This window comes from Microbacterium sp. 77mftsu3.1 (assembly GCF_900100525.1).
GTDB classification, from domain to species: domain Bacteria; phylum Actinomycetota; class Actinomycetes; order Actinomycetales; family Microbacteriaceae; genus Microbacterium; species Microbacterium aquilitoris.
Genome location: NZ_FNCR01000008.1, coordinates 48,578 through 72,321 on the forward strand (window position 1 = coordinate 48,578; position 23,744 = coordinate 72,321).

The 23,744-nt window shown below is 67.8% G+C and carries 33 protein-coding genes; 8 read left to right on the forward strand and 25 right to left on the reverse strand.

Features of this window, described 5'->3' with window-relative positions:
* Window positions 1-82 precede the first annotated feature (82 nt).
* A complete protein-coding gene (locus BLR68_RS17480; RefSeq protein ID WP_018186316.1) occupies window positions 83-373 on the forward strand; it encodes a hypothetical protein in 291 nt (96 codons plus the stop codon).
* A gap of 3 nt (window positions 374-376) precedes the next feature.
* On the opposite strand, the gene BLR68_RS17485 is transcribed toward BLR68_RS17480, so the two are convergent.
* Window positions 377-1,231 carry an endo alpha-1,4 polygalactosaminidase gene (locus BLR68_RS17485; RefSeq protein ID WP_018186315.1) on the reverse strand — a complete coding sequence of 285 codons (855 nt, stop codon included), beginning with the start codon at window positions 1,229-1,231 and terminating at the stop codon, window positions 377-379.
* 108 nt (window positions 1,232-1,339) lie between these two features.
* Here BLR68_RS17485 and BLR68_RS17490 point away from each other — a divergent pair, with 108 nt between their 5' ends.
* From BLR68_RS17490 to BLR68_RS17505, 4 genes are all read left to right on the forward strand, one after another.
* Window positions 1,340-1,828: a hypothetical protein gene (locus BLR68_RS17490; RefSeq protein ID WP_018186314.1), complete on the forward strand. Its 489-nt coding sequence runs from the start codon at window positions 1,340-1,342 to the stop codon at window positions 1,826-1,828.
* A 43-nt stretch (window positions 1,829-1,871) separates the two neighbouring features.
* Window positions 1,872-2,330: a hypothetical protein gene (locus BLR68_RS17495; protein ID WP_018186313.1), complete on the forward strand. Its 459-nt coding sequence runs from the start codon at window positions 1,872-1,874 to the stop codon at window positions 2,328-2,330.
* A 57-nt stretch (window positions 2,331-2,387) separates the two neighbouring features.
* Entirely contained in the window at window positions 2,388-3,692 is a 1,305-nt protein-coding gene (locus BLR68_RS17500) for a Y-family DNA polymerase (RefSeq protein ID WP_051082773.1), read from the forward strand.
* Window positions 3,693-3,765: 73 nt separating this feature from the next.
* Complete coding sequence (locus BLR68_RS17505; RefSeq protein WP_176770703.1) at window positions 3,766-4,674, forward strand: DUF4238 domain-containing protein; 909 nt, start codon at window positions 3,766-3,768, stop codon at window positions 4,672-4,674.
* A gap of 150 nt (window positions 4,675-4,824) precedes the next feature.
* On the opposite strand, the gene BLR68_RS17510 is transcribed toward BLR68_RS17505, so the two are convergent.
* Window positions 4,825-5,508, reverse strand: coding sequence for a hypothetical protein (locus BLR68_RS17510; RefSeq protein WP_018186310.1), 684 nt, complete (start codon window positions 5,506-5,508; stop codon window positions 4,825-4,827).
* 182 nt (window positions 5,509-5,690) lie between these two features.
* Window positions 5,691-6,248 carry a hypothetical protein gene (locus BLR68_RS17515; protein WP_018186309.1) on the reverse strand — a complete coding sequence of 186 codons (558 nt, stop codon included), beginning with the start codon at window positions 6,246-6,248 and terminating at the stop codon, window positions 5,691-5,693.
* Window positions 6,249-6,360: 112 nt separating this feature from the next.
* Between BLR68_RS17515 and BLR68_RS17520 the strand changes: the two genes are divergently transcribed.
* The gene (locus BLR68_RS17520) at window positions 6,361-6,777 is read left to right on the forward strand and encodes a hypothetical protein (protein WP_018186308.1); all 417 of its coding nucleotides are present in this window, start codon (window positions 6,361-6,363) and stop codon (window positions 6,775-6,777) included.
* A gap of 20 nt (window positions 6,778-6,797) precedes the next feature.
* Window positions 6,798-7,265, forward strand: a complete 468-nt coding sequence (locus tag BLR68_RS17525; protein WP_018186307.1) for a hypothetical protein — start codon at window positions 6,798-6,800, stop codon at window positions 7,263-7,265.
* A 7-nt stretch (window positions 7,266-7,272) separates the two neighbouring features.
* Here the strand turns inward: BLR68_RS17525 and BLR68_RS17530 are convergent, their stop codons facing one another.
* From BLR68_RS17530 to BLR68_RS17605, 16 genes are all read right to left on the reverse strand, one after another.
* Window positions 7,273-7,569 (reverse strand): hypothetical protein, encoded by a 297-nt coding sequence (locus tag BLR68_RS17530; RefSeq protein ID WP_018186306.1) that lies wholly within the window; start codon window positions 7,567-7,569, stop codon window positions 7,273-7,275.
* 79 nt (window positions 7,570-7,648) lie between these two features.
* Window positions 7,649-7,885, reverse strand: a complete 237-nt coding sequence (locus tag BLR68_RS17535; RefSeq protein WP_091362322.1) for a hypothetical protein — start codon at window positions 7,883-7,885, stop codon at window positions 7,649-7,651.
* Complete coding sequence (locus BLR68_RS17540) at window positions 7,882-8,502, reverse strand: hypothetical protein (protein ID WP_018186304.1); 621 nt, start codon at window positions 8,500-8,502, stop codon at window positions 7,882-7,884. The genes BLR68_RS17535 and BLR68_RS17540 overlap by 4 nt, the downstream gene beginning before the upstream one ends.
* Window positions 8,503-8,563: 61 nt before the next feature.
* Complete coding sequence (locus tag BLR68_RS17545) at window positions 8,564-9,502, reverse strand: hypothetical protein (protein ID WP_018186303.1); 939 nt, start codon at window positions 9,500-9,502, stop codon at window positions 8,564-8,566.
* Between the two features lie 142 nt (window positions 9,503-9,644).
* Window positions 9,645-10,184 (reverse strand): hypothetical protein, encoded by a 540-nt coding sequence (locus BLR68_RS17550; RefSeq protein WP_018186302.1) that lies wholly within the window; start codon window positions 10,182-10,184, stop codon window positions 9,645-9,647.
* A gap of 55 nt (window positions 10,185-10,239) precedes the next feature.
* Window positions 10,240-11,349 (reverse strand): hypothetical protein, encoded by a 1,110-nt coding sequence (locus tag BLR68_RS17555; protein WP_018186301.1) that lies wholly within the window; start codon window positions 11,347-11,349, stop codon window positions 10,240-10,242.
* 7 nt (window positions 11,350-11,356) lie between these two features.
* On the reverse strand, window positions 11,357-12,310 hold the full coding sequence (locus tag BLR68_RS17560; protein ID WP_018186300.1) for a hypothetical protein: 954 nt from the start codon (window positions 12,308-12,310) through the stop codon (window positions 11,357-11,359).
* Window positions 12,311-12,335: 25 nt separating this feature from the next.
* Entirely contained in the window at window positions 12,336-13,025 is a 690-nt protein-coding gene (locus tag BLR68_RS17565; RefSeq protein WP_018186299.1) for a hypothetical protein, read from the reverse strand.
* A gap of 25 nt (window positions 13,026-13,050) precedes the next feature.
* Window positions 13,051-14,010, reverse strand: a complete 960-nt coding sequence (locus BLR68_RS17570; protein WP_018186298.1) for a hypothetical protein — start codon at window positions 14,008-14,010, stop codon at window positions 13,051-13,053.
* 3 nt (window positions 14,011-14,013) lie between these two features.
* Window positions 14,014-14,964, reverse strand: a complete 951-nt coding sequence (locus BLR68_RS17575; RefSeq protein ID WP_018186297.1) for a hypothetical protein — start codon at window positions 14,962-14,964, stop codon at window positions 14,014-14,016.
* 64 nt (window positions 14,965-15,028) lie between these two features.
* Window positions 15,029-15,361, reverse strand: coding sequence for a hypothetical protein (locus BLR68_RS17580; protein WP_026302808.1), 333 nt, complete (start codon window positions 15,359-15,361; stop codon window positions 15,029-15,031).
* 2 nt (window positions 15,362-15,363) lie between these two features.
* A complete protein-coding gene (locus BLR68_RS17585) occupies window positions 15,364-16,347 on the reverse strand; it encodes a peptidyl-tRNA hydrolase (protein ID WP_081626428.1) in 984 nt (327 codons plus the stop codon).
* A gap of 236 nt (window positions 16,348-16,583) precedes the next feature.
* Window positions 16,584-17,006 (reverse strand): hypothetical protein, encoded by a 423-nt coding sequence (locus BLR68_RS17590; RefSeq protein ID WP_018186294.1) that lies wholly within the window; start codon window positions 17,004-17,006, stop codon window positions 16,584-16,586.
* A 28-nt stretch (window positions 17,007-17,034) separates the two neighbouring features.
* Window positions 17,035-17,388 carry a hypothetical protein gene (locus BLR68_RS17595; protein ID WP_018186293.1) on the reverse strand — a complete coding sequence of 118 codons (354 nt, stop codon included), beginning with the start codon at window positions 17,386-17,388 and terminating at the stop codon, window positions 17,035-17,037.
* Between the two features lie 43 nt (window positions 17,389-17,431).
* Window positions 17,432-17,797, reverse strand: a complete 366-nt coding sequence (locus BLR68_RS17600; protein WP_143015840.1) for a hypothetical protein — start codon at window positions 17,795-17,797, stop codon at window positions 17,432-17,434.
* Window positions 17,794-18,207 carry a hypothetical protein gene (locus tag BLR68_RS17605; protein WP_018186291.1) on the reverse strand — a complete coding sequence of 138 codons (414 nt, stop codon included), beginning with the start codon at window positions 18,205-18,207 and terminating at the stop codon, window positions 17,794-17,796. Before BLR68_RS17605 ends, BLR68_RS17600 begins: the two co-directional genes overlap by 4 nt.
* Before the next feature lie 307 nt (window positions 18,208-18,514).
* Between BLR68_RS17605 and BLR68_RS17610 the strand changes: the two genes are divergently transcribed.
* Complete coding sequence (locus BLR68_RS17610) at window positions 18,515-19,510, forward strand: hypothetical protein (protein ID WP_018186290.1); 996 nt, start codon at window positions 18,515-18,517, stop codon at window positions 19,508-19,510.
* Window positions 19,511-19,520: 10 nt separating this feature from the next.
* Here BLR68_RS17610 and BLR68_RS17615 read toward each other — a convergent pair whose 3' ends face one another.
* From BLR68_RS17615 to BLR68_RS17640, 6 genes are all read right to left on the reverse strand, one after another.
* Window positions 19,521-20,540 (reverse strand): hypothetical protein, encoded by a 1,020-nt coding sequence (locus BLR68_RS17615; RefSeq protein WP_143015841.1) that lies wholly within the window; start codon window positions 20,538-20,540, stop codon window positions 19,521-19,523.
* A 5-nt stretch (window positions 20,541-20,545) separates the two neighbouring features.
* Entirely contained in the window at window positions 20,546-20,947 is a 402-nt protein-coding gene (locus BLR68_RS17620; protein WP_018186288.1) for a hypothetical protein, read from the reverse strand.
* Window positions 20,944-21,390: a hypothetical protein gene (locus BLR68_RS17625; protein WP_018186287.1), complete on the reverse strand. Its 447-nt coding sequence runs from the start codon at window positions 21,388-21,390 to the stop codon at window positions 20,944-20,946. Before BLR68_RS17625 ends, BLR68_RS17620 begins: the two co-directional genes overlap by 4 nt.
* On the reverse strand, window positions 21,387-22,157 hold the full coding sequence (locus tag BLR68_RS17630) for a hypothetical protein (RefSeq protein WP_018186286.1): 771 nt from the start codon (window positions 22,155-22,157) through the stop codon (window positions 21,387-21,389). The genes BLR68_RS17625 and BLR68_RS17630 overlap by 4 nt, the downstream gene beginning before the upstream one ends.
* Window positions 22,158-22,186: 29 nt before the next feature.
* Window positions 22,187-23,491 (reverse strand): glutathionylspermidine synthase family protein, encoded by a 1,305-nt coding sequence (locus BLR68_RS17635; RefSeq protein ID WP_018186285.1) that lies wholly within the window; start codon window positions 23,489-23,491, stop codon window positions 22,187-22,189.
* Window positions 23,491-23,744: tRNA-dihydrouridine synthase (locus tag BLR68_RS17640; RefSeq protein WP_091362324.1), on the reverse strand; the 254-nt coding region annotated here is incomplete at its 5' end. The genes BLR68_RS17640 and BLR68_RS17635, both read right to left, overlap by 1 nt.

Consider the following 23,744-nt stretch of genomic DNA (forward strand, 5'->3'; position numbering starts at 1 on the left):
GCGCTCGCCGCGCATGACCATGGCACAAACCGCGCCCAGCCGGGCGCCGATACCGGCGCGTCTGCGCGCAGAAGGAGGCCTCGTGGAGGACACGATCAGCCGGGAGAACACCTACGCTTTTGGACCGCTGGAGTCCACCGTCCCCTCGACGTTCCTGCCCCTTATCGGGCAGCTCGTACGTGTCATGCGACCCCCTGTCACGCAGGCGCGGACGAGGCACGGTCTGGCAGACCTGCCGGTCATGTGGGCGACCGGGGTGCTGGAATCTGTGCACCAGGTCGACGAGAACGAGCTCGTCTTCATCTTCCGCGGCGGGCTGTCCATATCGGCCTACCCCGGCTCGTACATCCAGCTCGAGGCCGTCGAGCAGTAACGCTCAACCGCAGGTACGGAAGACGTACCCCTTCACCTTCGGGGTGACGAGGTCCCGGTCGCGGAGCACCATCGAGAGCGGCGCGTCCTTCCGGGCACACATCGTCTTGAACGACACCGGCAGGTCGTCGGAGTACTCGACGGCGAGGACCGCCTTCCCATAGACCTTCGCGTACGTGCCGCACTCCTTCCACACGCTGCACTCCTCAGCGATCGCGAAGTCGAAGCGCGCGGTCTTCCGGAGCACGGCGGAGTCCTCAGCGGCGTTCTTCTGCGCCGCGGCGAGACCGACGGAGTGCGCAACGGCCACGAGTCGCTTCGCGACGGCGGCGTTGTGGGTGCGGGTGAGCGCCTTCGTGCGTGTGTACGTGTCGAGGTTGTCGAACTCGACGGCGGCGAACCCACGCTTCGCGCAGTCACGGATCCACGGGGTGACGGTCTTCACGACGTCGTCAGCGCGGCGAGTGTCAACGATGACCTCGTCCGGCCAGCCCGGGTCGTGGACGAGCTTGCCCTGCGCGTCTCGCAGCAGCGCGCGCTTCGGCCACTTCGCGAGCTCCCCCGGCTGGGTCTGGAACGCGTTCACGTAGCAGATGGAGTAGACGCCCTTCGCGGGCTTCGCGAGCCGGTCACGGACGACGACCGTCACACCCTTCGGGACGGTGTACGCGCCGCCGAGCTGGTAGTCCGGTGTCGCCCCAACCGGGTACGGCTTCACCTTCGGGGCGGGTTTCGCGGCCGCGGCGAGCGCCATGGCGTCAGTCTGCTCGGCGCCTGCCGGCGCAGCGCCCCCGGCCATCAGGAGTGCGAGCAGCGCCGCCGCAGCGACCACGGCACGGGCACGGGTCGTTGCTCGCATGAGGCTCCTCCTGGTCGGCGGATACCCTGCGGCGCCGCGTGGTGCACGCACCTACTATGCACCGCGCATGAAGGGGGTACCACCACGACCCGAAAGGACCGCACGACCATGAACCCGCTCACCAGCCCCTTCGTCCTCATCCCCGCCGTCGGCATCGCCCTGTTCATCACTGCGATCGTCCTGATGGTCCGCGACCGCTACAACGGCCTGCGGATCCGCGGGTGGCAGACGAACATGCTGACCGCGTCGGTCGTCGCCGTCCTCTGCACCATTGCCCTCGGCCCGCTGTACGCGTACGCCGTTGTCCCCACCGAAGCCGTTGACAGCAAGACTGTCCCGATCGTGAAGGTCGGCGACACGTACGTGGGCGACGGCATCGACGGGTCGAAGGACCAGGTCACCTACTTCATCGAGGACGTGAAGGGCTCCGTCGTCCCGCAGAGTGCGGAGGCCGACCGTGTCCGCGTCACCGACGCCACCGGCGCCACCGCGACCATCGAGATCTCCGCCACCGTGAAGCCCGCCACGTGGCTGTGGCCGTTCGAGATGCCCGCCCCTGACGAGTACACGATCTCCCTCCCCACCGCCGCGGAGTGACACCGGGAGGTGCGCCGTCTGACCTCTTCGATACGCTCTGGCCATGTCCCACCTCAACACCCGGACCCTCGCGAGCGTCCTCGCACTGTCCGCCCTGCTCCTCGCCGGCTGCTCCTCCCCCTCCCCCGCCGCCACTAAGCCCGGCGCCGCCAACGAACCGCCGGCAGCGAACACACCATCGCCCCAGCCGGAGAATGAGAGCCCGGCGGCTCAGGAACCCGCCGCCAAGAGCCTGACCACCATCGCCGAGCGCGTGGGCGTGACCGGGTTCGCCGAGTCGAGCGAGATGGCACCGGGTGCGAGCGCGTGGGGCAAGGGCCAGCTGGACGGCAGTGACGTCCGCATCTATGAGTTCGCCGACACCGACGCCCGCGACGCCTTCGCGACGTCATTCGAGAGCCTGGGCGTGACCGCCGACGACATGGTCGCCCACGATCTGTTCCTCATTGCGCCGAACGACACGGCCCAGATCGACACCATCAAGGCCAAGCTCGCGGAATAATCAGAGCGTCGACCGCCCGCGTACACTCGAACATGTATTCGAGTCGGGAGGTGGACGATGCTGGCCCACGTGGACGTCAACTCCGCATACGCGTCGTTCGAGCGTGTCTTCCGGCCAGATCTCGCGACCGTTCCCCTCGTCGTCCTGAGCAACAACGACGGGATGGTCGTCGCCGCGTCGAAAGACGCGAAGGCCATGGGGCTCGACCTCGGGGAGCCGTGGTTCAAGATCCGCCCGCACGCGGAACGCCTCGGCGTGCGGGCGGTCTCATCGAACTACGAACTCTACGGATCGATGAGTTCGAGGGTGATGGGTGTATTAGCAAGATTCACCTCTGACCTGGACATTTATTCCATCGACGAGGCGTTTCTGACCGTACCACCGCACATCGAACGGGAGCCAGGGGCCACCCAGGCGTGGGCCCGGCAGATCAAGGACGAGCTGCTGCGCCTCGTCGGCGTCCCGGTCTGCGTCGGGGTAGCGGGAACACGCACTCAGGCGAAGATGGCGAACAAGTGGAGCAAGCGGGCACCCGCCTTCGACGGTGTCTGCGTCTGGGACGACACCCCGCAGGAATGGCGGGACCAGCTGTACGCGAAGCTCCCCACCTCGGAGGTGTGGGGCATCGCCTCCCGGCTCGAGAAACGCCTCGCCGGCATCGGGATCCGCACCGTCGCAGACCTCGCCGCAGCCGACCCGACCGTCGTCCGGAAGAACACGTCCGTCGTCACGATGCGGACCGCGCTCGAGCTCCGCGGCGTGCCCTGCATCGGGCCCGACGACCCGCACGTCGGGGACAAGAAGCAGCTCATCGTCAGCCGATCGTTCGGGACGAAGATCACCACCGTCGCCGAGATGCGGCAGGTGTTCTCCATCTACGCGCAGCGCGCAGCGACCCGCCTCGTCCGCCACGGCCAGGTCGCCAAGCTCCTCACCGCCTTCGCCTCCATCTCCCCATTCGACGAGACCGCGCTCGCGGCCGCCGGCGGTGACCGCCGGGGGATGTTCCCCCAGTCCGTCGCCCGGCTCCCCACCCCGACCGCGGACCCCGTCCAGCTCACCAAGGCCGCGCACGCGCTCCTCCCCCAGCTCGCCGACGGCGTCCGCTACGCCAAGGCCGGCATCATGCTCACCGACCTCCGCAAAGCCGACGAGCACCAGACCCTCGACATGTTCCGCCACGCCCACGAGGAGTCACACATCGCCGACCTCATGAGCCGCATCCAGAAGAAGACCGGCCACGACACCCTCGGACTCGGGTACGCCGGCCTCCGCCCCGGCCCCGCCTGGCAGATGAAACGGGAGATGCTCACGAAGCGAGCGACGACCCACTGGGACGAGCTCGTGATCGTTCGGGCATAGCCCTCGCCAGCCACGAGCTCGCCTGCTCGCCGCCCGCTGGCACGCCCGGTTCGCCAGTGGCGCATAGATCGGCGTGGGCAAGAACCAGCCATTCAAGAGAAATCATCGAGTACCCGAGTTCTACCTCCGAAGGTGGAACCAGCCTCTCGGTCTGCGACTGTGGGCGCGAGGCGAGCCAGCCCCGTCGCAGCGTATGTCTCCGTCGAACTTCACCGTCGCCGACGACTTCTACGTCACGCGAGAGGATGGCGTGCGAAACACGTTCCTCGAGGAGTGGTTTAGCCGGGAAGTCGAGACCCCCGCATCGAAGATTCTGAGTGAACTCGACGACGGCGACATCAAGTTCACGGCCGACACGATGCTCACGCTGGTCCGATTCTTGACAGCCCAGGCCTATCGAACAGAACCCGCCCTGGCCACACTTAACTCGCCCATCTGGGCGAGGATGGCCGAACGCTACGCGCCCATCACCACGCTAACTCACGGAGGCAACCCAGTTGCGGCCGGGCGGTCATTGAAGAGTTGGGCCCAGGAACTGGGTCGGCTCGCGCTCGTGCGAAATCTCGACTTCACCGGCGCCTATCAGTCCTCGGCCTACCGGGTTCACAACTCACGATGGCGACTCTTTCGGTTCAGTCAGCCCGCCCTCATCACTTCCGACGACCCCGTCTCGATTCAGTTCGACGCAGTTCCTCAGCTTCCCTTGACCGACTTCCTCGGCGCGAGCTTCTGGTACATGCCTCTTTCACCCACGCTGGCAGCGGTCATGTACCCCGATAGGGACCCCCGTCACGTCGATCAGGGGCTCGTGACCGACTTACGCATCCCGCAGCTCCTGAACATGCTCACGATTAGGAACCCTGGCGCCGCTACCTTCGTGGGCTTCGAGGGAATGGACGAGGCGAGCCTGGCTCCCTACATCTCGGGCGAGCGACGGCCGCCGAAGGTGGACTTGACTTACCGAGAGCCATTCGGGGTCTAACTGGACACGGTGGAGCGCGGATCCTCGCCCTCACGATCAGGGTGCCGCGATCGCGGCACCCTGATCGCGAGTCAGCCGAAGTGGTTCGAGACGTACTTGTCGAGCGCCCCTCGTGAGGTGGGTTGGTGGCTTAGTGTTGATGGGCTGAGCTCAGACCAGTGCCATGTCTGCCGCGACGGCTCGCATGAGGTCGGCGAGCTCGGGGGCTTGGGCGTCGACTGAGCCCGCGTTGAAGCCGGTGGCGGCGTCGAGGGCGTAGAGGGCAGCGTCAAGGTGAGCCTTCGCGGCTGCCTCCTCCACCTCTTCGAGCTTGCGGACCTTGCTAATGCTGACACCGCGGGTAGCGAGCGCCTTTCGCGCGTCGTCAACGTCGGAGCGCGCCTGCGTGAGAGCCCTGTGCGTCACTAGCGCGACGACCAGGTCGTCCGGCAGCTGGTTTGCGGTGGCGCCCTCGGGAGTGGGAGCGATCGCGAAGGTCATGGCGTAGGCGGCAAGGAGCTGAGCGACCTCCAGGAGCCCACGGGGGTCCTCGCCGTCGTCTTCGGCGTCCTCGATCGCGAGGATGACACGCGACAGGTCAGCCCACGCCTCTTCCGGCGTGAGGGGGATCTCTGCGATCGGCACCCACACCTCCGAGTTGAGACTCTTGATGCCGGACTTCGAGTACCGGTAGTCGCGGAGGGCGAAGTGCGTCTCGTCCTCGGTCAGGAGACCCTGCGCCCGGTAGGAGTCCACCTCTGCTTGGCGTTCGGCGCTGTTCGTCTCCCAGGCCTTCGCGAGGAGGTCCTGGGTGAAGCAGCTGTTGGGGAACGAGGGGGCGATGGGGGTGGTCATGAGTTTGGTGTCCTTGCTGAGTGGTGGCGATGCCCGTGATGGGTTCGAGTGTTGGGTCGACGGTGGGCGTAGTGGCCGTCGTGCGCCTCTACTTGCTGTGAGGCGCGCACGGCTGGATTGGTGCGCGAAGAACGAGTTCGTTACCTGTCCGTGACAGAACGGCCCTCGCCCATCCGCTCACGTCACTGGAAGAGGCACCCGAACCCGGCGACCGCTTCACGGGCGAAGGCGATCTGCTGCTCGTGCGCGGTGGCTTCGAGTTTCACGAGGGTGGCGTGCTCACGGTCGGTCATGCGGCTGTAGTGCGGGAGCGCTGCGAGCTTCTCGCGGGTCTCGGCCCACGCGACGCGACGCGCGTCGGCGTCACGGAGGCGGCGGGCGAACCGGGGGTCGGCGGCGGCCTGCTCGACGAACGCCGCAAGGTACGCGGTGTACTGGATCAGCTCCTCGTGGGCTTCTTCCCACCCGAGGAAGTAGTCGGTGCGGTCCACCAGGGTGAGGCACTGCCCGACGGCGGTGACTGCCCGTTCCGGAGTGGTGGGCACGGGAACGTAGGCGTAGAGGTAGTCGCCGTCGCCGTCAGAGGCGGTGTAGCCGCTGTAGATGTCGCCGCCGAAGCTCTCGACCAGGTCGCACTGGACTGCGTAGTTCGCCGTCCAGCAGCAGTCGAGGATGTCGGGGCTGAGGATGCTGGCGGGGAACGCGGGAGCGGGCTCGATCGGGTAGATGGTCGTGGGCATGAGGACTCCTCTGTGCTGGTGCGGGTGTACCGCTCGGCGCGACTTGACTCCTTCTCCATGCGCGGTGCTGGGCTCAGCTGAGGCCGTCGCCGACCCTCACTACGCTGGCGGCATGACTTCGTCTCCGCGCTTCGTGCGCTTCACGGCTCCGTTCTGGTTCGCGCTGCAGGGCTACGACGAGGAGGCAGAGAGCGAGGAGATCGACTACACCGATGACGGCCCGGTGCTCGTGCGGCAAGGGACGGTGAACCCGGATGTCCCCTACGTCGGCGTCGTGCACGCCGGGTCGGTGCTCCCGGTCTCGTCGTTCGACAAGGCGAACGAGTCGGTGACGGTGCGGTTGCCGGCGCCGTGGAACACGGACCAGGAGGGCATCCCCCTGTGGCCGGACGTGATTGTTCCCGCCGACGGGCAGGACGGCGTCCCGGCGATCGAGGAGGTCGGGGTGGAACGGGCGCGTGAGCTGTTCCCGGACCAGTTCCAGCCGGTGACCCAGGATCAGCTCGACGCGTGGGCGGACGAGGACTGACCACCGCGCATGAACGGGGCATGACCACGACCGCTGAGGACTGGCTGCCCGCCACTCTCCCCGCTGACCTTCTCCCGCTCGCGTTCGCGACCGACCTCATCCGACGGTGGTGCGACGACAACCTCCCCGCCGAGGGGAAGGGTGCATGCCTGCCGGCGTCCGGCATCGTCGGGTTCACCACGCTGCAGGACGACATCGACGCGCGCCTGGTCTGCGGGACCCACGACGGTGAACCGCACTGGTGGGTGGAGGCGGGCGGGTTCATCTTCGATGCGACCGCTGGCCAGTTCGGCCCCGACCGGCTCTCCGTGACCGAGGCAAGTGACGAGCACTACGCCGCAACCGATCGCTACCCGTGCGGGCACACGTCCTTCGAACTGCTGCTGGCAGAAGCGAACCGCTCCTTCTTCGACGGCAGCGATGCGCTCAACTTCGTGCAGGAGACGCTCGACCTTGCCGCAGAGGGACGGCGGCTGGCGGCCGCCTGACGCCGGGTTACAGCTCGACGTACTCGCAGGTCGCGGTGAACGTCACCCGGGGCCCGACGATCACGGGATTCTCGATGTGCGTAACCGTCAACGGTGCCCCCGGCGAGCTGAACTCCATCTCGATGAGATGAGGGAGGCCTGCGACGAGCGCTGCGTCGGCGACGCTGAGGTGGCCGTCAAGCCTCTCATCGACGGGTAACGCCGCGAGGAGCTCCGCTTCGTTGTCGGTCAGCTGCCGTCCCCCGAGCTTGAAGGGGACGGTGACGACACCGCGGAAGGTGATGGTCTTGGCTGTGCTGAACATGGGGCTCCGCTCGGGCGTGGCGGGCGCACGAGTGGCGCCGGGCGGCGCACGCGGTCTCGCGGCTCAGGTCCCCTATGCGTCAGCTGCCTGGCACGGCCAGGGGCGGCTTGACCTGCTCGACGAAACCGGTGAGGTCGGCGCCGATGACGAAGGGCAGGATCATCAGGCTGAGGACGATAACCCCCAGCAGGAGCGCGATCGCGCCGGCGGGCGTGAACCCCTGGACGAGGCCGATGACACCAGCGATGACACTGATGAGTGCTGCGAGGCCGATGACGCCGGCACAGATGAGGATGAACGGGATGACCACGGTCACCACCCGTTCTTCACGGCGTCACGCAAGGTGATGCGGCCGTAGTCGACGAGGTCCTCGGTGACCTGCCCGATCTTCCCCTCGAGGAAGGAGTGGGCCTGGATGGCGTCCCAGTACTCATCGCTCCCCCACTCGTCATCGTCGTAGTCGTCTTCGGGCTCCTCTTCCTCGGGCTCGTTGTCGCGGATGTCGCCTTCGACGATCTCCATCGAAGTGAGGAGCGCGTCACGGCGGGCCATGGCGTCAAGGGCGAGCTGGTGCTCAAGGCGGAGGTCATCGAGGTGGACGGCGCTGATGGCGAGGAAGGTCTCCAGGTACGTCTGGTGCTGGTCGATGACCAGGCCGGCAGAGAGGACCTCCTCCGTGCCGGTGGCGGCGCTCGCGCTCAGTACGACAGCGTCGAGGGATTCGATGAGCTCCCTGGCGGTCTTCGGGGCGGGGATGAAGGGCACCCGGACCGTGCCGGTGTGATCCTTCCCGCCCTCGTCTTCGAAGTCGTACGGGGCCTTGTACCGGCCCTTCTTGACCTTGAATACCTTGCGGAGCTCACGGTCGAACTCCGCGTTGATCGCGTACGTCTCAGCGTCAATCTGAGCATCGAGGGGACGGGTATCAGCCATGCCTCTCTATGCGCGAACGACGAAGGACCCGCTGAGCAGTCAGCGGGCCCTTCGTGGCAGGTCACTTGGGCTCGGGGAATGCCTCCGGGGCCGCGCCGCCGCGACGGTAGGAGAGGTTCTGGACCTGGTCACCCTCACGGTAGGCGTTCCAGGCCTTGAACAGCAGGGCCAGCCACATGTCGGCGGGCGTGGACTCGTTGCCCTGGCGGCGACGCTCGGCCTGACGACGGAAGGCGAGGATGGGGCTTCCGGCCTCCAGGCCCTCACCGTTGATGACCTTCTCGAGGAACACCTCGGCGTCGTTGCGGTCGATGAGCTCAAGGACGTGGGTGGCGATGACGAGGGCGCGCTTGAAGCCCTTCCACTGGGCGACCTTGCGTCCCATGCGGTTGGTGTGCTGGACGATGTAGTCCACGTGCATGCGGTTCTCGACGTAGAAGTCGCTCATCGCGTGGTTGTCGGCGCGGAAGGATCGGCCGCCGCGGCTGCCGAAGAGGGCAGCGGCACGCACGCCCTGCTCCCAGCGCGAGAGAAGGGAGACGGCGCTGGCGATGGAGGCGTGGTCCTTCTTGTCGGGGTACTGGATCTCCAGGTAGTCCTTGAAGGTTCGGACCTTGCCGCTGTCGATGGTGAGGATGGTCTCGCCGCCGGCGCCGGTGACGAGGAGGATGACCTGCGCCTGGCCGGATTCGACGATGGCGTACAGACGGTGCTGTCCGTCGATGAGGATGCCGTCTGCGCTGATGACGACGCTGGCGCCGTTGTTGTCCCACTGGCCGTTCTGGATCTGCTCGACGAGGCCGCGGATACGGTCGATGCTCGGGGTGCGGTTGGAGGTGTTGCGCTCGAGGATGCGGCCGGCGCGCTCGGGGGTCATGTAGACGAACTCGGCGCGCATGCCGTCCCAGGAGGTCACGTTCACGAGCGCGGTTTCGAGCTCGGTCAGCTCGTCGATGTCCTCAAGGGAAATCGCGAAGGGGGCGTCGGATGCAATGGTCATGGTGTGCCTTTCGGGCTGAGAGTGGTGTTGCTTGGGCTGACATCTCCATGCGCGGTGTTCGACGCCAGGGTGACCACGGCTCGCTCGGCGAATGCAGAAGGCCCTGCGACCTCTAGGTCGCAGGGCCTTAACTGTGCCGCTCTCAGCGGGTGAGCTCCTTGAGCGCGGTGACGGCGGTGCGGACGACGGCGATGGTCTGCTCGTGCGTTGCGCCCTGCAGGTACGCCTTGGTGGTGCGCCCCTCATCGTTGGTGGGGTCTGTGAGGGCGCCTGTGACGAGGTTGAGTGCCTCCCACAGGCGGAGGGTGTTGTCTGCCTGGCAGAGCGACTCGGGGTGCCCGGGGCGCTCGTGGGCGGCGCGGACGAACTCTCCGAGGTAGTAGCCGTGCTGGCGCCACACTTCGAGCGCACGGATCTCGTCCTCTTCCGTCTCCGGCTGGATGTCGAGGAGCGGTTCGACGGCGGCGAGGGCGAGCTCGGGCGTGGACGCGAACGCGACGTATGGGACGCGGACATCGTGGGTGTGGACGCCGCCGTCATCCATGTGCTCGACCTTCACGGTGAATCCGAGGGGGTCGCCGCCACGCACCTGACGGTACTCGGAGGAGATCTGGGAGTTGCGGGCGAGGACTGCGCTCAGCAGGTCTTCGTCGAAGGCGGACGCGGGGAAGGAGCTGGACACGGGTGGTGACCTTTCGTCGGCGGGTGGGGATGTTCCCCTATGCGCCGACGAAAGGTCACCACCCGTACGTCTCGGTCCTCTGAGCGATCGGGGCTGGGGCCGGCGCGACGCCGGGCCACCCCATCGCCCACGCCTGCTCGACAGCACGGTCGGCGGTGGTGACGTTCGGCTCTTCTGCCGTGACGGTCGCGGCTGCTTCGGCCTCGATGAACGCCAGACGCTCGAGCAGCTCGTTTCGGCGGACGACCAGCCGAGCGAAGTTGGCCTGGGCGGTCTCCGCTTCGCGGACGATGTCGGAGCGGGGCGTGTACGTGTGCGTGACGAGACGCCGGCTGCGGCCCTTCCCCTCCATGACCTTGGTCGTCTGGGTCTCGCGCTCGCCGACGAGGAACTCTCGGAGCGGCCCCGCGGGGAGGGCGCGCGCTTCGGTGAGGGCGCTCTGGAGGCGGGTGGCCTTGGCATCACCCTCGGCGTAGTCCAGCGCGAGGCCATTGACCTCACGGACCGTGACGATTGTGGGCTTGTTCCGGTGTGAGTCGAAGACGGCCACGGACTTGATGCCGCGGCTGTGGAACTCGACCGATTCGAAGTCGGCGGCGTCGAGGGGGCTGCCGCCGTCGAGGGCCGCTCGGATCTTCCCTACCCCGGCGAGGGTCTTGGCTGCGGTGTCGTGGCGGCGCGCGGCGATGCTGCGCTGGCTCCGAGCGGTCTGGAGTGCCTGCGCCGGCTTCCCCTCGCTGAGGAGCCACCAGATAGGTGACGCGCCCGTGGCGTACTGGCGCTGCGAGTGGCTGAGCGCGTCGTAGCGAGAGATGGCCGCGCGGTTCTCGTGAGCGGTGAGGAACTCGGTGACGAACTGGGCGGGCACGTGAATGTCCTCGTCGCGGTAGCGGTTCGCATCCTCGTCGTCGGGGTCTGTCCAGTCGCCGCTCACCGCGACGAGGATGTCGCCCGACGCGCTGGGGGTGATGGAGTCGATGACGAGGTCATCCCAGTCGTTCCACGCGAACCCGCCCGGAAGCAGGCGGCGCAGGACAGCCAGAGGCTCCTCCGGGCGCGGCTCGGCGAGTTCGGCGAAGTGCGTTTCCCACGCGGCACGAATGCCCGGGAGGTCGTCGATGGCGAGGTTGTAGGCGGCGAGCGCGTCAGCGTAAGGGGTCGTCATACCGGTGTCATGCGCGGTGGGTGGTCATCCATGTGTCCACGTCCTCATACGGCTTCCACCGGCCGGTGAGCTCCGCGGCGGCTCCCGCTGCCGTGATGTTGATGGAGGCTGCGGTGCGGGTCTGGGTGATCTCGTGCGGGACGGAGCTGAGCTCTCGCGCGCGCCCTCTGACGCGGACGGTGACGGGTGCGGCGGGGTTGAGGTCGGTGCGGACGGCGATGGCCGGTTGCCCGTCGATCGTGATGATGTCGCCCTGCCGCGGTGCGCGCCAGAGGGAGTAAAGGGACGCGTCGGGGGCAACGTCCTCGGCGGGGAGCTGGCGGGTCTGCCATCCGGGGAGGTAACGGTCCAGGAACGCGACCTGCCAGGGTGCTCCCCCGCGCCGGTCACCGTTCACGGCGTAGAGGGTGTGAAGGTGCCAGGTGTATAGGGAGTGTTCGCCATCATGCCCGTCCCTGATGGAGCGGGGGTAGTGGCCGTGCTTGTGGACGAAGGTGACGAGGTCGCGGGCGCGGTTCACCCAGGTCTCCGGCTTCGTGGTGTCCCAACCAGGTGCGAGCCTGTCGAGGGCTTCGATGCGGAAGCCGTCGATGCGAAGCTGAGAGTTGCCCCGGGAGGCGTTGCGCTCATGATGGAGGAAGACCCCCAGTCTCGCCGCGCGAGGGTCTTTCGCGGTCCTCGCAGGGAAAGCTCCGTGACGGATGTAGTGGTCGTTGCTGGCTCGGGCGTTGAGGTGGAGGGCGATGGTGTTCCTGTGGCCATCGGCAGCCATCATTGACCACCCCGGGAGGCTCCGGTCGTACGCCTGGACACGGGTGGCGGGCAAGGTGCCGTCGTGGTACTTCCTCGCTTCGGTGACTACCCAGTCCCGAAGGTCGGCACCGGCGCCTTTCGTGCGAGGGTAGTGGCCGTGCTCGACGAGGTAGTCCGCGAGGGCAGCGCGCGTCTGGGTGGTGTTCATGACCGGGCCTATGCGCCGGCCGTGTCTACGCCCGAAGCGTCAGCAGCCACTTCCCCAACGCGAGGGTGTCGGTGGCATCCACCTGGCGGAGTGCGCCGGGGATGTTGATGGACTCGATGAGGTCGGAGTGGGCCGAGCCGTGCTGCTCACGGACGGTGATCTCGGATGCGGCGAGGAGGGTCGCTTCCACCTCGGTGAGGATGTTCCGGACCCCCTTGGGCCCTGAGGGGATGTCGTGGGCGGCGGCGACGCGGGCTTCGTAGGCGGCGAGCTGGCGGAGGTCGAGCATCTCCCGAAGCGAGTACGCAAGGCGGATGCCGGCGTGGTCGTCGGGGGCCTGCGTGGTGGAGGCGATGGTCCCCGCCCCGGTGAAGTCCGGGTAGATGTCGCGGAGGGCGACGGGAACACCGAAGCGGCGTGCGGCGGCTTCGACGTGATGGGACTGCCGCTCGAAGTGGACCTTCGCGGCGTCACCCAACGCAGCGCGGAGGAGGTACTGGGACTGCGCCTCGCCGAACGGGCGCCGGGGGCGGGAGAACCCCTTGTAAGTCAGGGCGCGAGAGATCTCCTTCGCTGCCCACGCGAACACGCCACGAAGGACGTAGACCTCCTCGAGCACCCTGTGGTGCTCGTGCTCAACCACGGCGTGGGGCACAGCGGAGAACGCCTCGGCAGCGTCTTGAACGTCGAAGGGCGCGTACGTGGATTGGGTCACACGGCACCCATGCGCGGCGCTCCCGTCAACCTGAGACCTTCTCGAGGTGGATGTCGTCCCACCAGATGCTGCCGACGGTGTTGTCGCTGCAGATGTCGAGTCCGATGGCAGCGACCCCGGCGGGGATAGTGAACTCCGCAGTGGCGAGTTCCCAGTCCCCGTTGGACTGCTTCGGCCAGGCGACACCGAGGGGCGCGTTCGCGCCGCCGGATGCGTCGTAGGCACGGAGTTTCGCCCACCCGCCGGTGCCGTTCCAGTCCGCCGTCGTCTTGTACCGGCCTGACACTCGCCACGTGTCGCCTGCCACGACGGGGGTGGTAAGGCCGGTGCGGGTGAGGACGGGCATCCGGTTCGCGCTGGAGCTGACGTTGGTCACCCGGAGGGAGGCGCCGTCTCCGTGCGCTCCCTCGGGAACGATGGTGTGACCCGCACGCGACGGCCATGCCGAAGCGTCGAGGAACGAGGGGTCTATCACCGCGTTCTCGGGCATGATGCCCTCCCCGGCCCCTGAGAGGGAGATGACCGGCGTCGCCCGCGTGCCGCTCAGCCCGACACCTGCGGGAAGGCCGGTGGGGATGACTGCGCCGTTCAGCGGCGTGCTCGCGGCCGCGGCGAGGGGTGTCGCGCCTCGCAGGACGTTCGGGGACGCCCAGGTGCGGACGAGGACGTGCCCGCTGTCGGAGATGGCGACCGCTGCCCACTTGTCGCCCTTGGCGTTCGCGGCGACGTGGACGGCGGGTGAGGCGGTGGTGACACGGGTGCCGGCGTCCTTCCCGTCGGCCCATCCGGTGCGGAGCTCCGTCAGGAGTGTGTAGGAGCCGCGCGACGATGCGGCAGCGCTCTGTGCCAGTGCTATCGACGCGAGGTCGTTCGTGGCCGACGCGTCTTGCGCGGCTGCGACCCAGCCGGGGACGGCGAGCACGCCGAAAGCGGCGGTGATGATGCCGACGGCGATGCCGCCGAGGACGAGGAACGGGTTGGCCACGGGTCAGCCGCCGATCTTCTCGAGGCGGATGTCGTCCCACCAGATGGTTCCGGCGGTGTGGTCGGCGGCGATAGCCATACTGATCTCCGTGACACCGGCGGGAATCGTGAAGCTCGCACTGATTCGGCGCCAGTCGTTGTCGGAGCGAACCACGACGGCCGCCTCGATGAAGGTGGAGACGTTGTAGTGGACGCGGAGCTTTGACCATCCGGTCGTCCCGTTCCAGTCCGGGGTCGTCTTGCTGAGCCCGGTCACCTGCCACCGCTCCCCCGGCTTCACAGGCGTGTACTTACCGGTTCGCGTCGCGGGGGTGACAAGGCGTGAAGGGGCAGTGCTCGCGTCGACGCGGAGCGAGTTCCCGTCCCCGTGTGCACCCTCTGGCACGATCACGTAGCCGGCGGCGAGCTCCCACCGCGATGGGTCGAGGAATGATGGGTCGACGATGACGTTCTCCGCCATATACCCGCCACCCATTCCCTCCACCGAGATGGTCGGGACGGCGCGGGTGCCGCTCAGGGTGACACCCGTCGGGAGCCCCGCGGGCACGACGGCGCCCGTGATCGGGGTGCTCGCGGCTGCCGCGAGGGGCGTGGCGCCGCGGAGGATGTTCGGGGAGGCGGAGGTGCGCACGAGCACGTGGCCGCTGTCGGAGACCGCGACCGCTGCCCACACATCTCCCTTGGTGTTGGAGGCGACGTGGATGGCGGGTGCTGCGGTGGTGATGCGAACGCCAGTGCCCTCGCCCTTCACCCAGCCGCTTCTGAGGTCAGTGAGGAGGGCGTAAGTGCCGAGCTTGGAGGAGGTGGCGCTCTGCGCGATCGCGATGGAGGCGAGGTCGTTCGTCGCTGACGCGTCCTGGGCGGCCGCTACCCATCCGGGGACGGCGAGCACGCCGAACGCGGCGGTGATGATGCCGACGGCGATGCCGCCGAGGACGAGAAAGGGGTTGGCCATTGGGGTGAACCTCCGGAGTGCACGGGCGCCGCATACCCTGCGGCGCCCGTGCACTCCGTCAGGGTCATGCCGGGGGTGCCCCGTACTTCTCGGTGAGGCGGGCGAGCTGCTCCCGTTCCCACTTTTCGGTGCGGACGGCCTGCGCGGCCTGTTCGGCATCCCACGCGTCCTTCTCCTCCTCGGTCGCGTCGTCCTCCCACCGGAGCGTGGAGTAGTGCACGGTGATCTCCTCATGGGCGACGCCGTGAACGTTCGCGGTCACCCACGAGACGAGGTCGGCGAGGGTGACGTCGGTGTCCATCGACACGTAGTTCGTCCGGCGGTACCGGCGGACGGTGTCCTTCTTCGGGTAGCGACGCCGGCGGATGACGCCGGGCTCATCGTGTCGCGGGTCCACGCTCACACCTCCCCGAACAGGCGCTTGCAGATGGCGCGGCCGCGCTGGTCGAGGCGCTTGAACTTCATCTTGAAGCCGTCGCTGTCGATGCCGCCGAACATGGCCGCGTTGGAGGTGACCTCCGCGAGGCCGGCGAGCAGCTGCGCGATGGCGAGCGGCTGTTCGCAGAAGGCGGGGATCCCGTCGGCGCGGAGGAGGTGGATGTCCATGTCGTGGGCGATGAGCCACGCGATGGTCTCGTCGGCCTCATCCGCGAACGCCTCACGGTAGACCCGCTCGGAGGATTCGGCGTGGCCGGGGAAGTGGCGGCGTCCGTCCTCCCCTACCTCGAGAACGGCGGGTTTACCGGCATCGTGAAGGGTCAGGTAGGTCCCCATCGTGTGGCGCGACGGGAGCGTGGGGAGGATCGCGTTCCGGTGGGCGTCCAGCCAGGCCGGGATGCGCCAGTTGCCGTGTTCGGCGAGGTTCACGTGCCCCTGGAGGTGGTCGACGAGCGCGAAGTAGTGCTCGCGGACGCTCCGCCCATGCTGGAGGACGTTCTGCCCCGGCGTCTGGTCGCAGTCCATCATCGCGAACGCCATCTCCCGCAGGCGTGCCTCACGTGCCTTCGCGGCGGCTTCGGTCTCCGTGGTGACTCCCCGGCCTGCGCATGGCAGGTTCGACAGGAGCCGGCGGGTCTGGTCGCTGGGCGCGAACGCGACTGCGGTGATCTCGTCGCCGAGATCGGGCTCACGGAAGACCGTGACGACGATGCCGCGGGCGCGGGCTTTCTCCGTCAGCTCGGTCAGCGACGCCACGTTCGGGGCGGTCAGCACGATGAGGCTGTTGGAGAGGGTCGTCCACCGGGAGGCGATGTCGGGGTGTTCGAGGACGAACTCCGCGGCGACGTGCGCGATCTGCGCGGCCTGGTAGCCGGAGGACAGCTGCTGGTTGGTGACGAGGTACAGCTTGTCCTCGTGAGCCGTGGATGCGGGCTCTGCCGTCAGGTGGGGGTAGGTGCCCTACAGGTCTGCGGTGCTCATCGGTGTCTTCTCTCTGCTGCCGGACGGTTGTCCGAGGGTCAGCGTGCGCTCAGCGGGGCTCGAACCCGCGCTGACGGGGAGTTAGAGTCCCCCGCTCTGCCACTGAGCTATGAGCGCGTCGCCCGGTACCCTACGGCGGGTGCCGGACATGACCTCTATGCGCGGTGGTTGCCTTAGCGTGCAACCACCGCGCGAGAGGGTCAGGCGCGGAGCGCCTGGACCTGAGCGGCGAACCGCTTGGTCTCCTTGCGAGTGATGGATGCCGCGGCGATGTGGAAGCCGACGCCGACGACGAGGGGGATGCCGGTCAGGACGACCAGCGGGGCGATGCTGAACGCGAAGATGAGACCTGCGACACCCCATCCGATGAACGGCAGAGCGATGGACACCCATCCAGCAATGGAGAAGCGGCGAGCGCGCGCGGTGACGAGGGCATGGCTGCGCTCGAGCGCGTTCAGCGCCTGCTCACGCTTGAGGTCAGCGACGCGGCGCTCTTCGGCGGCCTTCTCTTCCGGGGTGAGCGGGGTCGGTTCGGGCCGGCGGGCCTGCGTGCCGACGAGGAGGGTGAGGACAGTGGAGGCGGCTGCGGCGATCGCGAGCGGCCCGGCGAAACGGTTGGTCATGCGGGCCCTATGCGCTGCACTTCTCGCTCTATACGGTCACCTCAGCCGCGACGACGAATGTGGCTGTCGCATCGGAGCAGTACGCGCACGGCGTCCGAAACTGCACGTCTCCGAAGCGAGGGTCAGGTTCAGTGGTCTCGCGGGTCTCCCGGTCGAATGGGAGCATCCCTGCCTCCCGCCAGCCGTACCCGCAGACGCTCTTCTCTGCGTCCGGCAGGTAGAAGTGGACCTTGCCGCGCAGCTTCCGGTTCTTCCGGGACCGGTCGGCGAGCCACGCGCCGGAATCGGCACCGTAGCGGCCAGGGCAGAACGGGGTGTACTCGCCTTCCTCCCACCGGTGGGAGGGGTGGAGGTTCGCTTCCTCGCAGATGCGCAGCGACATGGGCGGGTCCTTTCGTCACCCAGTCCATGCGCGGTGGGCTACGTCAGTTGCACCCGGGGACGAGCTTGTCGTACTCGCCAGCCCGTGCCCGTTCCCGGATGTCGTTGGTCACGCCCGTCAGCGGGATGACTCCGAGGTGAAGCTCCGCGCCGTCATAGCAGGCAGCGACAACCTCGAACGAGCTCGGAGCGTCGGTGGCCGCATCCATCGTGGGCTCTTCGTCCAAGACCTCCGTGGACAGGTCGTACGAGTTGGCCGCGTCACCTTCTGGTGCCGCCTTGATGGCCTCCGCAACGGTCCTCCCGACGTACGACCCTGCGGACGCCCTGACCGGTTCGGCGGCGCAGCCGACGAGCGTGCTGACCGCAAGAACGGTCAGCACGCTCACCAGCGCTCGAGGTGGGGTCACTTCGTCTCGATTCGGCAGTAGGCGCTCGCCTTGTTCGGCTTGAACGCGTAGAGGTAACCGCTGGTGTCGACGACATGCCCTGTCGGTCCGACGACCTTCTGAATCTGGTAGCGGTAACGGGTGGTGTAGGGGTAGGCGACGAGAGCCTTGATCGAGCTGACCGCGGCGCTGCAGCTGACACCCGTGGACACGGTCGCCCCAGCAGTAATGCCCAGCTGGCCCGACACCCACCCCTTGGTCAACCCGAACGACGCGGACACCTGGACGGTCGCGTCAGCGCTCCGCGAGATGGTGCACGTCACCGAGGTGGATCCGCTGCACCGCGCGATCTCGTCACCGTAGTTCACGACGTTCTTGGTGGAGGTCTTGTTCACCACCTTGTAGACGTAGTAGCCCGGAGTGCCCGCCATCGGTGTCACCGTACCTACGCCGTCCCCGACAGCTTCTTCACCTGCTCCCCCGGACGTTTCGATCGGAGCGCTCGCGCTACCGGCATCTGCGTCCTCTTCGGCCCATGCCCCCTGCGCCGGCAAGATCAAGGCCGCCGTCAGCAAGGTCGCGGCGATAGCCCCTACGGTTCTTCTCATGTTCTCCCCCATCGGTTGGCCGCAACATATGCCCGGGGACGGACCGGGGCAAGTCATCCGTTTGGGGGACACGCCCGGGCGAAGTGTCAGCGACTGTCAGCGACGGTGGGGCCTCGGTAGGCTCCAGGCCATGACCTCTGCCACCCCGACTCAGGCCGTCGCGAACCTCCACCTGCACTTGGAGTACGACTCCGGGTTGGAGGTCATCGCGCAGGCGATGCGGACGGTACCGGACGGTGAGGCCGAAGCGGACGCGCACCGGGGGCACATCACCGAAGACCTTCGTCACGCCATCGCGCACCTGCTCGACGTCGAGGCGATCGTTCCGGAGGGCTCGCCGCTGCGGTTGACTGAGATGGGGATCGAGGTAGAGGTGGACCTCCCCGACCACATACACGACGATGGCGAGGACGTGAACGCGTTCGACCTCGACGAGCAGGAGGTCCTCGACGCACGGGAGGCGCTGCGTTCCGCGCTCGGCCACGAGGGCGAGAGCATGCAGGAGGTGATGGCTGCGTACGGGGTCACCGAGGAGGCGCTCGCCTACCTTGCCCGCGCGGGTGAAGTCATCGAATCCGTGGGTCCGCCGCCGTTCGACGTCGACGACACTGAGGAGGTCGACACGGCGAGTATCGCGTCGTTCGGCTTCGAGTGGGCGGTCGCGTGTGGGGTGCTCGCCACGGCGTGCCGGGAGGTCATGGACTCCCTCTTCGACGACCTCGAGGTTGTGTCGCGGGACCACCTCGCGCACCAGCCCCGCTCTGGGACGGTGCTCGAGGGATCTCTTCCGGAGCGGTCAGAGCGCGAGTACACCCCGCTGTTCTACCGCCGGTTCGTGGCGACGATGGCGGGGGTGACCACCAAGCTCGCTGCCGGCTGGGAGGGCCCGGCCACGGTCGCTGAGGCGCTGGCGATGGATTACCTCATCGACACCGCGGAGTCACTCATCGAGGATGAGGACGTAAACGTCCGGGATGAGTTCTTCGACGTGCTCCGCGACCGTCTCACGGACCTTGACGTCCTGGAAGCCGTCCACGGCGACTCGAGCCCCGCCGGCGACATCGACATGTGGTTCGTCCGGTTCGACGCCGGTCTCCCGGTCGCGCCGTACGCGACGGTGGTCTGATGCCCCTGGGTCAGCGGTCCGTGAGCCGACGCTGCTGCTCGAGCTCGGTGTAGCGCTTGTAGTCCTCGGCCTGACGACTGGTCAGCTGGGAGGGGTCGACGGTCTTCGTGGTCCCACCCCAACCGTCCTCGACCTCGATGACGGCACCGGGGACGGTGAGCAGCTGCTGGCGGAACGCGAGCAGCTCGCGGGCGACGCGTTCCGGGTCCCCGGGGGTGTTGTCGGCTTCCCACGGGCTGACGTAGTTGATGCGGGGTGCGGGGGCGAATGTTGAGCCGGGCTGGAAGTTGCCGGTGAGGCCGATGGTGGGAACGTCGTGCCCGGTGAAGGGGTGGAGGTCGCCGCGCTTCTGCGAGGTCTCGATGGCGGCGGCGATCGCTTCCTCGCGCTGGTCGGCGGGGTACACCCACTCCGGCATCGCGTGGCCGGCTTCGGCGTACCGTGTGGCGGACTCGATGCCGACGTACGTGCCGTTGTTGAACCCGAAGGTGCCGACGTTGTAGACCGGCTCGGAGGTCTCCTCCCAGACGGTTCCGTCGATGACGAGGAGGTCGTCGACCCGGGTCTGAGCGGCCTCCTCGGCCTGCCAGGCGTTCGCGCCGTCGAGGTGTGGGCGCCCGTGGCCCCACCGGTCGAAGATGCGGGAGAAGATCGTGTCGGGGTCCGCGGGCACCGGGGTGCCGTCACGGTCGGTGAGCTCCTGGTAAAGCTGTCCGCCGTGCACACGGAGCTCGCGGGCGTTCTGGTTTGGCCCGAAGCTGTTGGCGGGGAGCGTGATTCCCACGGGAGCCTCGTCGCTCGCGATGACAGGGATGGTGACGGTGACGTCGATGTCGCGCTGCACGTCGCGGGGCGTGCGGTGACGCGGGGTGGGGAGGACGTTCCGCTCCGTCCACCGGCCGCGGACGGGGACCTCGACGATGCGAGCGGACGTGGTCTGCTCGCCGAGGGTGAGTTCAGGGGCGGACTGGGCCTTGTCGGTGAAGGTGCCGTTGCTGATGCGGGGGTGCTGGGACTCGAACGAGGTCATGCCCACTATGTGCGCGGCGCGTCCTCGGCCTGCCACTCGGTGGCGTAGATGGTCCTGGTTTCCAGGCGGGCGTCGCGGGGTGCGCCGAGCTGCTCGAACCGGTCGTTGACGTATCCGACGAGGAACTCGGACTGGTCGCGGGTGCCCTCCCGTGCTTCGGTGCGGGCGTCCGGTTCCGTGGTGGCGGGGTAGGCCGCTCGGTACTGGACGGTCTCGGTCTCGAGGCCGTGGAGGGCGGCCCCAAGGGCCGGGAGGAGCTCGGTGGGGATCTCGATCGCCTCGACGGTGACGACGCCTTCAAGGTGCGCGATGCGGGTGCGCCCGTCGGGATAGTGGGTGATGCGGGCCCAGTGGTCGGAGTCTTCGACGCCGACGGTGATGCGGCGGGGGCGGGCGGGGGCGGTCACGAGGTCTCCTCGGTGATGGGGCGCTCCCAGATGGGAAGGCCGGCTTCGTTGCCCCAGAACTCCAACGGCCCGGGGATGTCGATGTGGGTGCCGAAGACGAACCAGCCCTCCGGCGGGGTGGTGAGCTCGCGCTGCAGGTCCCGGTAGGTCTCCTCGAACAGGGCGTCGCGGGGCTTGCCGTTCAGCGTCACGGGCGGCTGCCACCCTTCGGCCAGGAGCGCGTCCGCGGCGGCGATGAAGCCCTCGTGGTCATCCCCGGTGGTCCACCGCGCGTTCGTGAACGCACGTTGGATGGTCCATCGCGCCTGGTGGGCACGGTCGTCGGGGTAAGGGATCGGCGGCCACGGGCGCGTGCGGAGGTAGTGCTCATCGTTCAGCGCGGCGTGGATGCGAGCTGCGGTCTCCTCGTCGACGAGGCCGGCGATGACGTCGTACGCGCTCATGCCGGCGCTCCCTCGACGGTCACGGTGCAGCGGGGGCAGCCGCGGAACGGCACCCCGGGGACGCCGGGGGCTTCGAACCCGCACCGGTTGCACTCGTGGATGAGCGCCGGCTGCGGCGCCGGGGCTACGGGTGCGGGTCGGACGACGCGGTCCGTGCCGTCACGGAGGGCTGTGGCAACGGCAGAGAGCGCCAGGCACGCCCACCGATACATGAAGGTGAAGTCCTCCACGTCGAGCTCGTACATGTCCTGCAGCTGGATCTGCGCATCCTCGGCCCCGTCCGCGCTGGCCCAGTTGAACCGGTGGCCCTCCATCGCGTCGTACGCTGCGTGAGCGTCTGCGTGGTACGCCTCGATGCTGTCGGCGAGCTCGGCGAGGTCTTCGCGGAACGCGGCTTCACCTTCTTCGCTGAGGCCATAGTTCTCGGCCTGGCTGAGGAGGTTCTCGCGCATGACGGCGCCGGAGAACTCCTTCACGTTCCCGTGGACGCGGCCGGCGCGGGTGAGCTTCTCCGCCCAGTAGTTCAGGTTCGGGCGGCCGGCGAAGAACTCGATCCCGCGCTCGAACAGGAACCCGTCGGCCATGTCACCGCTGGTGGCGACACCACCAGGCCAGGTGTGGATGTCCGTGGACCCCCACCGGCGGCCGGGCTCCCCGAACCGCAGGTGCCGGTAGGCGCCGTGCTCGTGGAGGACGGTGACTTTGAAGTTGGCGGTGTCCGCGGCGAACTGCTGCTCGGCTGACGGTGTCCCGCTATGGCTGCTCATGCTCTCGCCTATGCGCGAGAGCCCGCCGCTCAGCTGGTGATGAAGTTCGGGGCGAACCGGCAGTAGTAGTCCGTGATCGGCCCGTCGGACTCTCGGATGCCGACTCCGTAGGACTCCTGGTTGATGACCCAGGACCCCAGCACGGGGTGGTTGTTACCGTTGGAGCCTTCGAAGTTGGGGAGCTCGTGGTACTGCTGCCAGACGCGCTCACCGCCGGTGCCGGCACGACGGTACTCGGACCCGTTGTGCTCGATGGCGCCGTTCGCGCGGTGGACCTTGATGCCGTCCCCTTCACGCCCGAAGACGGGTTTGACGACGAAGTCGCGCATCCCGTTGGGACCGTCTGCGTAAGCCGGCAGGAGGTTCTCGTGGCCGGGGTACAGCCGCCACAGGGCGACGAGGAGGAGCTTGTTGGACAGGAACATCTTCCACGCCGGTTCGTACCAGTGGCCGAAGGTGCCGCGGAGATTGTGGAGGTAGTCGCCGAACTCGACGGCACCGTCGGCGCGGTCGTCGCCGGAGAGGATGTCCTCCCACGGGTACAGCTTGAAGATGTTGCGGATGGCGGGGTACTGGGTGCCCTCTTCGGGGCCGTCGAAGTTGTTGATGCTGCGGGAGGAGCCGGTGGGTTCGGGGTTGCCGACAAACTGCATCGCGCCGTGGTGCCAGCCGATGTCCTTCATTTCGATGCCAGTGTGCTCCCAGCCCGCTTCCCCAGCGACATCTCGCATGTAGGCGACGGTGTCCCAGTCCTCCCCGTACGTGTCGAGGTCGGAGTGGGCGACGAACAGCCGTCCGCCGTTGTGCTCGCGGAGCGATGCGTGCAGGAGCGTCTTCCACCGTTCGACGAGGGCTTCGTGGATGCCGTTCCACTGGTCGGCGCCTTCGGGGATGTCTCCGGCGGAGATGCGGTCGCGGTACCAGTACCACTGGGTGACGGAGGCTTCGATGAGCCCGGTGGGGGTGTCACCGTTGTACTCGAGCATCTTGGCGGGGCTCCCGTCGCCGGCGTAGGCGAGGTCGAAGCGGGCGTACACGTCCGGTTCGTTCTGGCTCAGCGACCATGCCGCGAGCTCGAAAGCTTTGCCGGTGAGGCCGAGGGTTCCCATCTCTCCACTGGCCATGTAGCGGGCCGCTTCCAGGGTCATCTGGTGGAGCTGCTCGGTCTGAGATTCGAGAGCTTCGACTTCGGGGAGGGTGAACGAGTAGGCGGCGCCGTCGTTCCAGTACTCGGCGGCGGTGCCGTCCTCGCGGGTGGAGTGGGAGTAGATGAGGCCGGTCTGGCGGATCTTGCGTTCCCAGTCGGGACGTGGGGCGAACTCGACGCGTTCCATCAGCCGCCGAACCCGCCGTAGGAGCCGGACCCGCCAAACCCGCCCTTGGAGACGGTGGCGCCCTTCGAGGTGAACCCGCCCTTGGCGGTCTTGCCGGCCGGGAGGGTGCTGGTCCCCCCTCGGGCGGTGTCGCCGACGGCGGGAACGTTTGTTCGCTGGCCGTTCAGCAGCAGGGGCAGGAAGTACCAGCTCGCCGATCCGCCGTGGTTGTTGCAGTCGTCGTCGGGCAGACGCTTCTCGGTGTCGTTGTCTC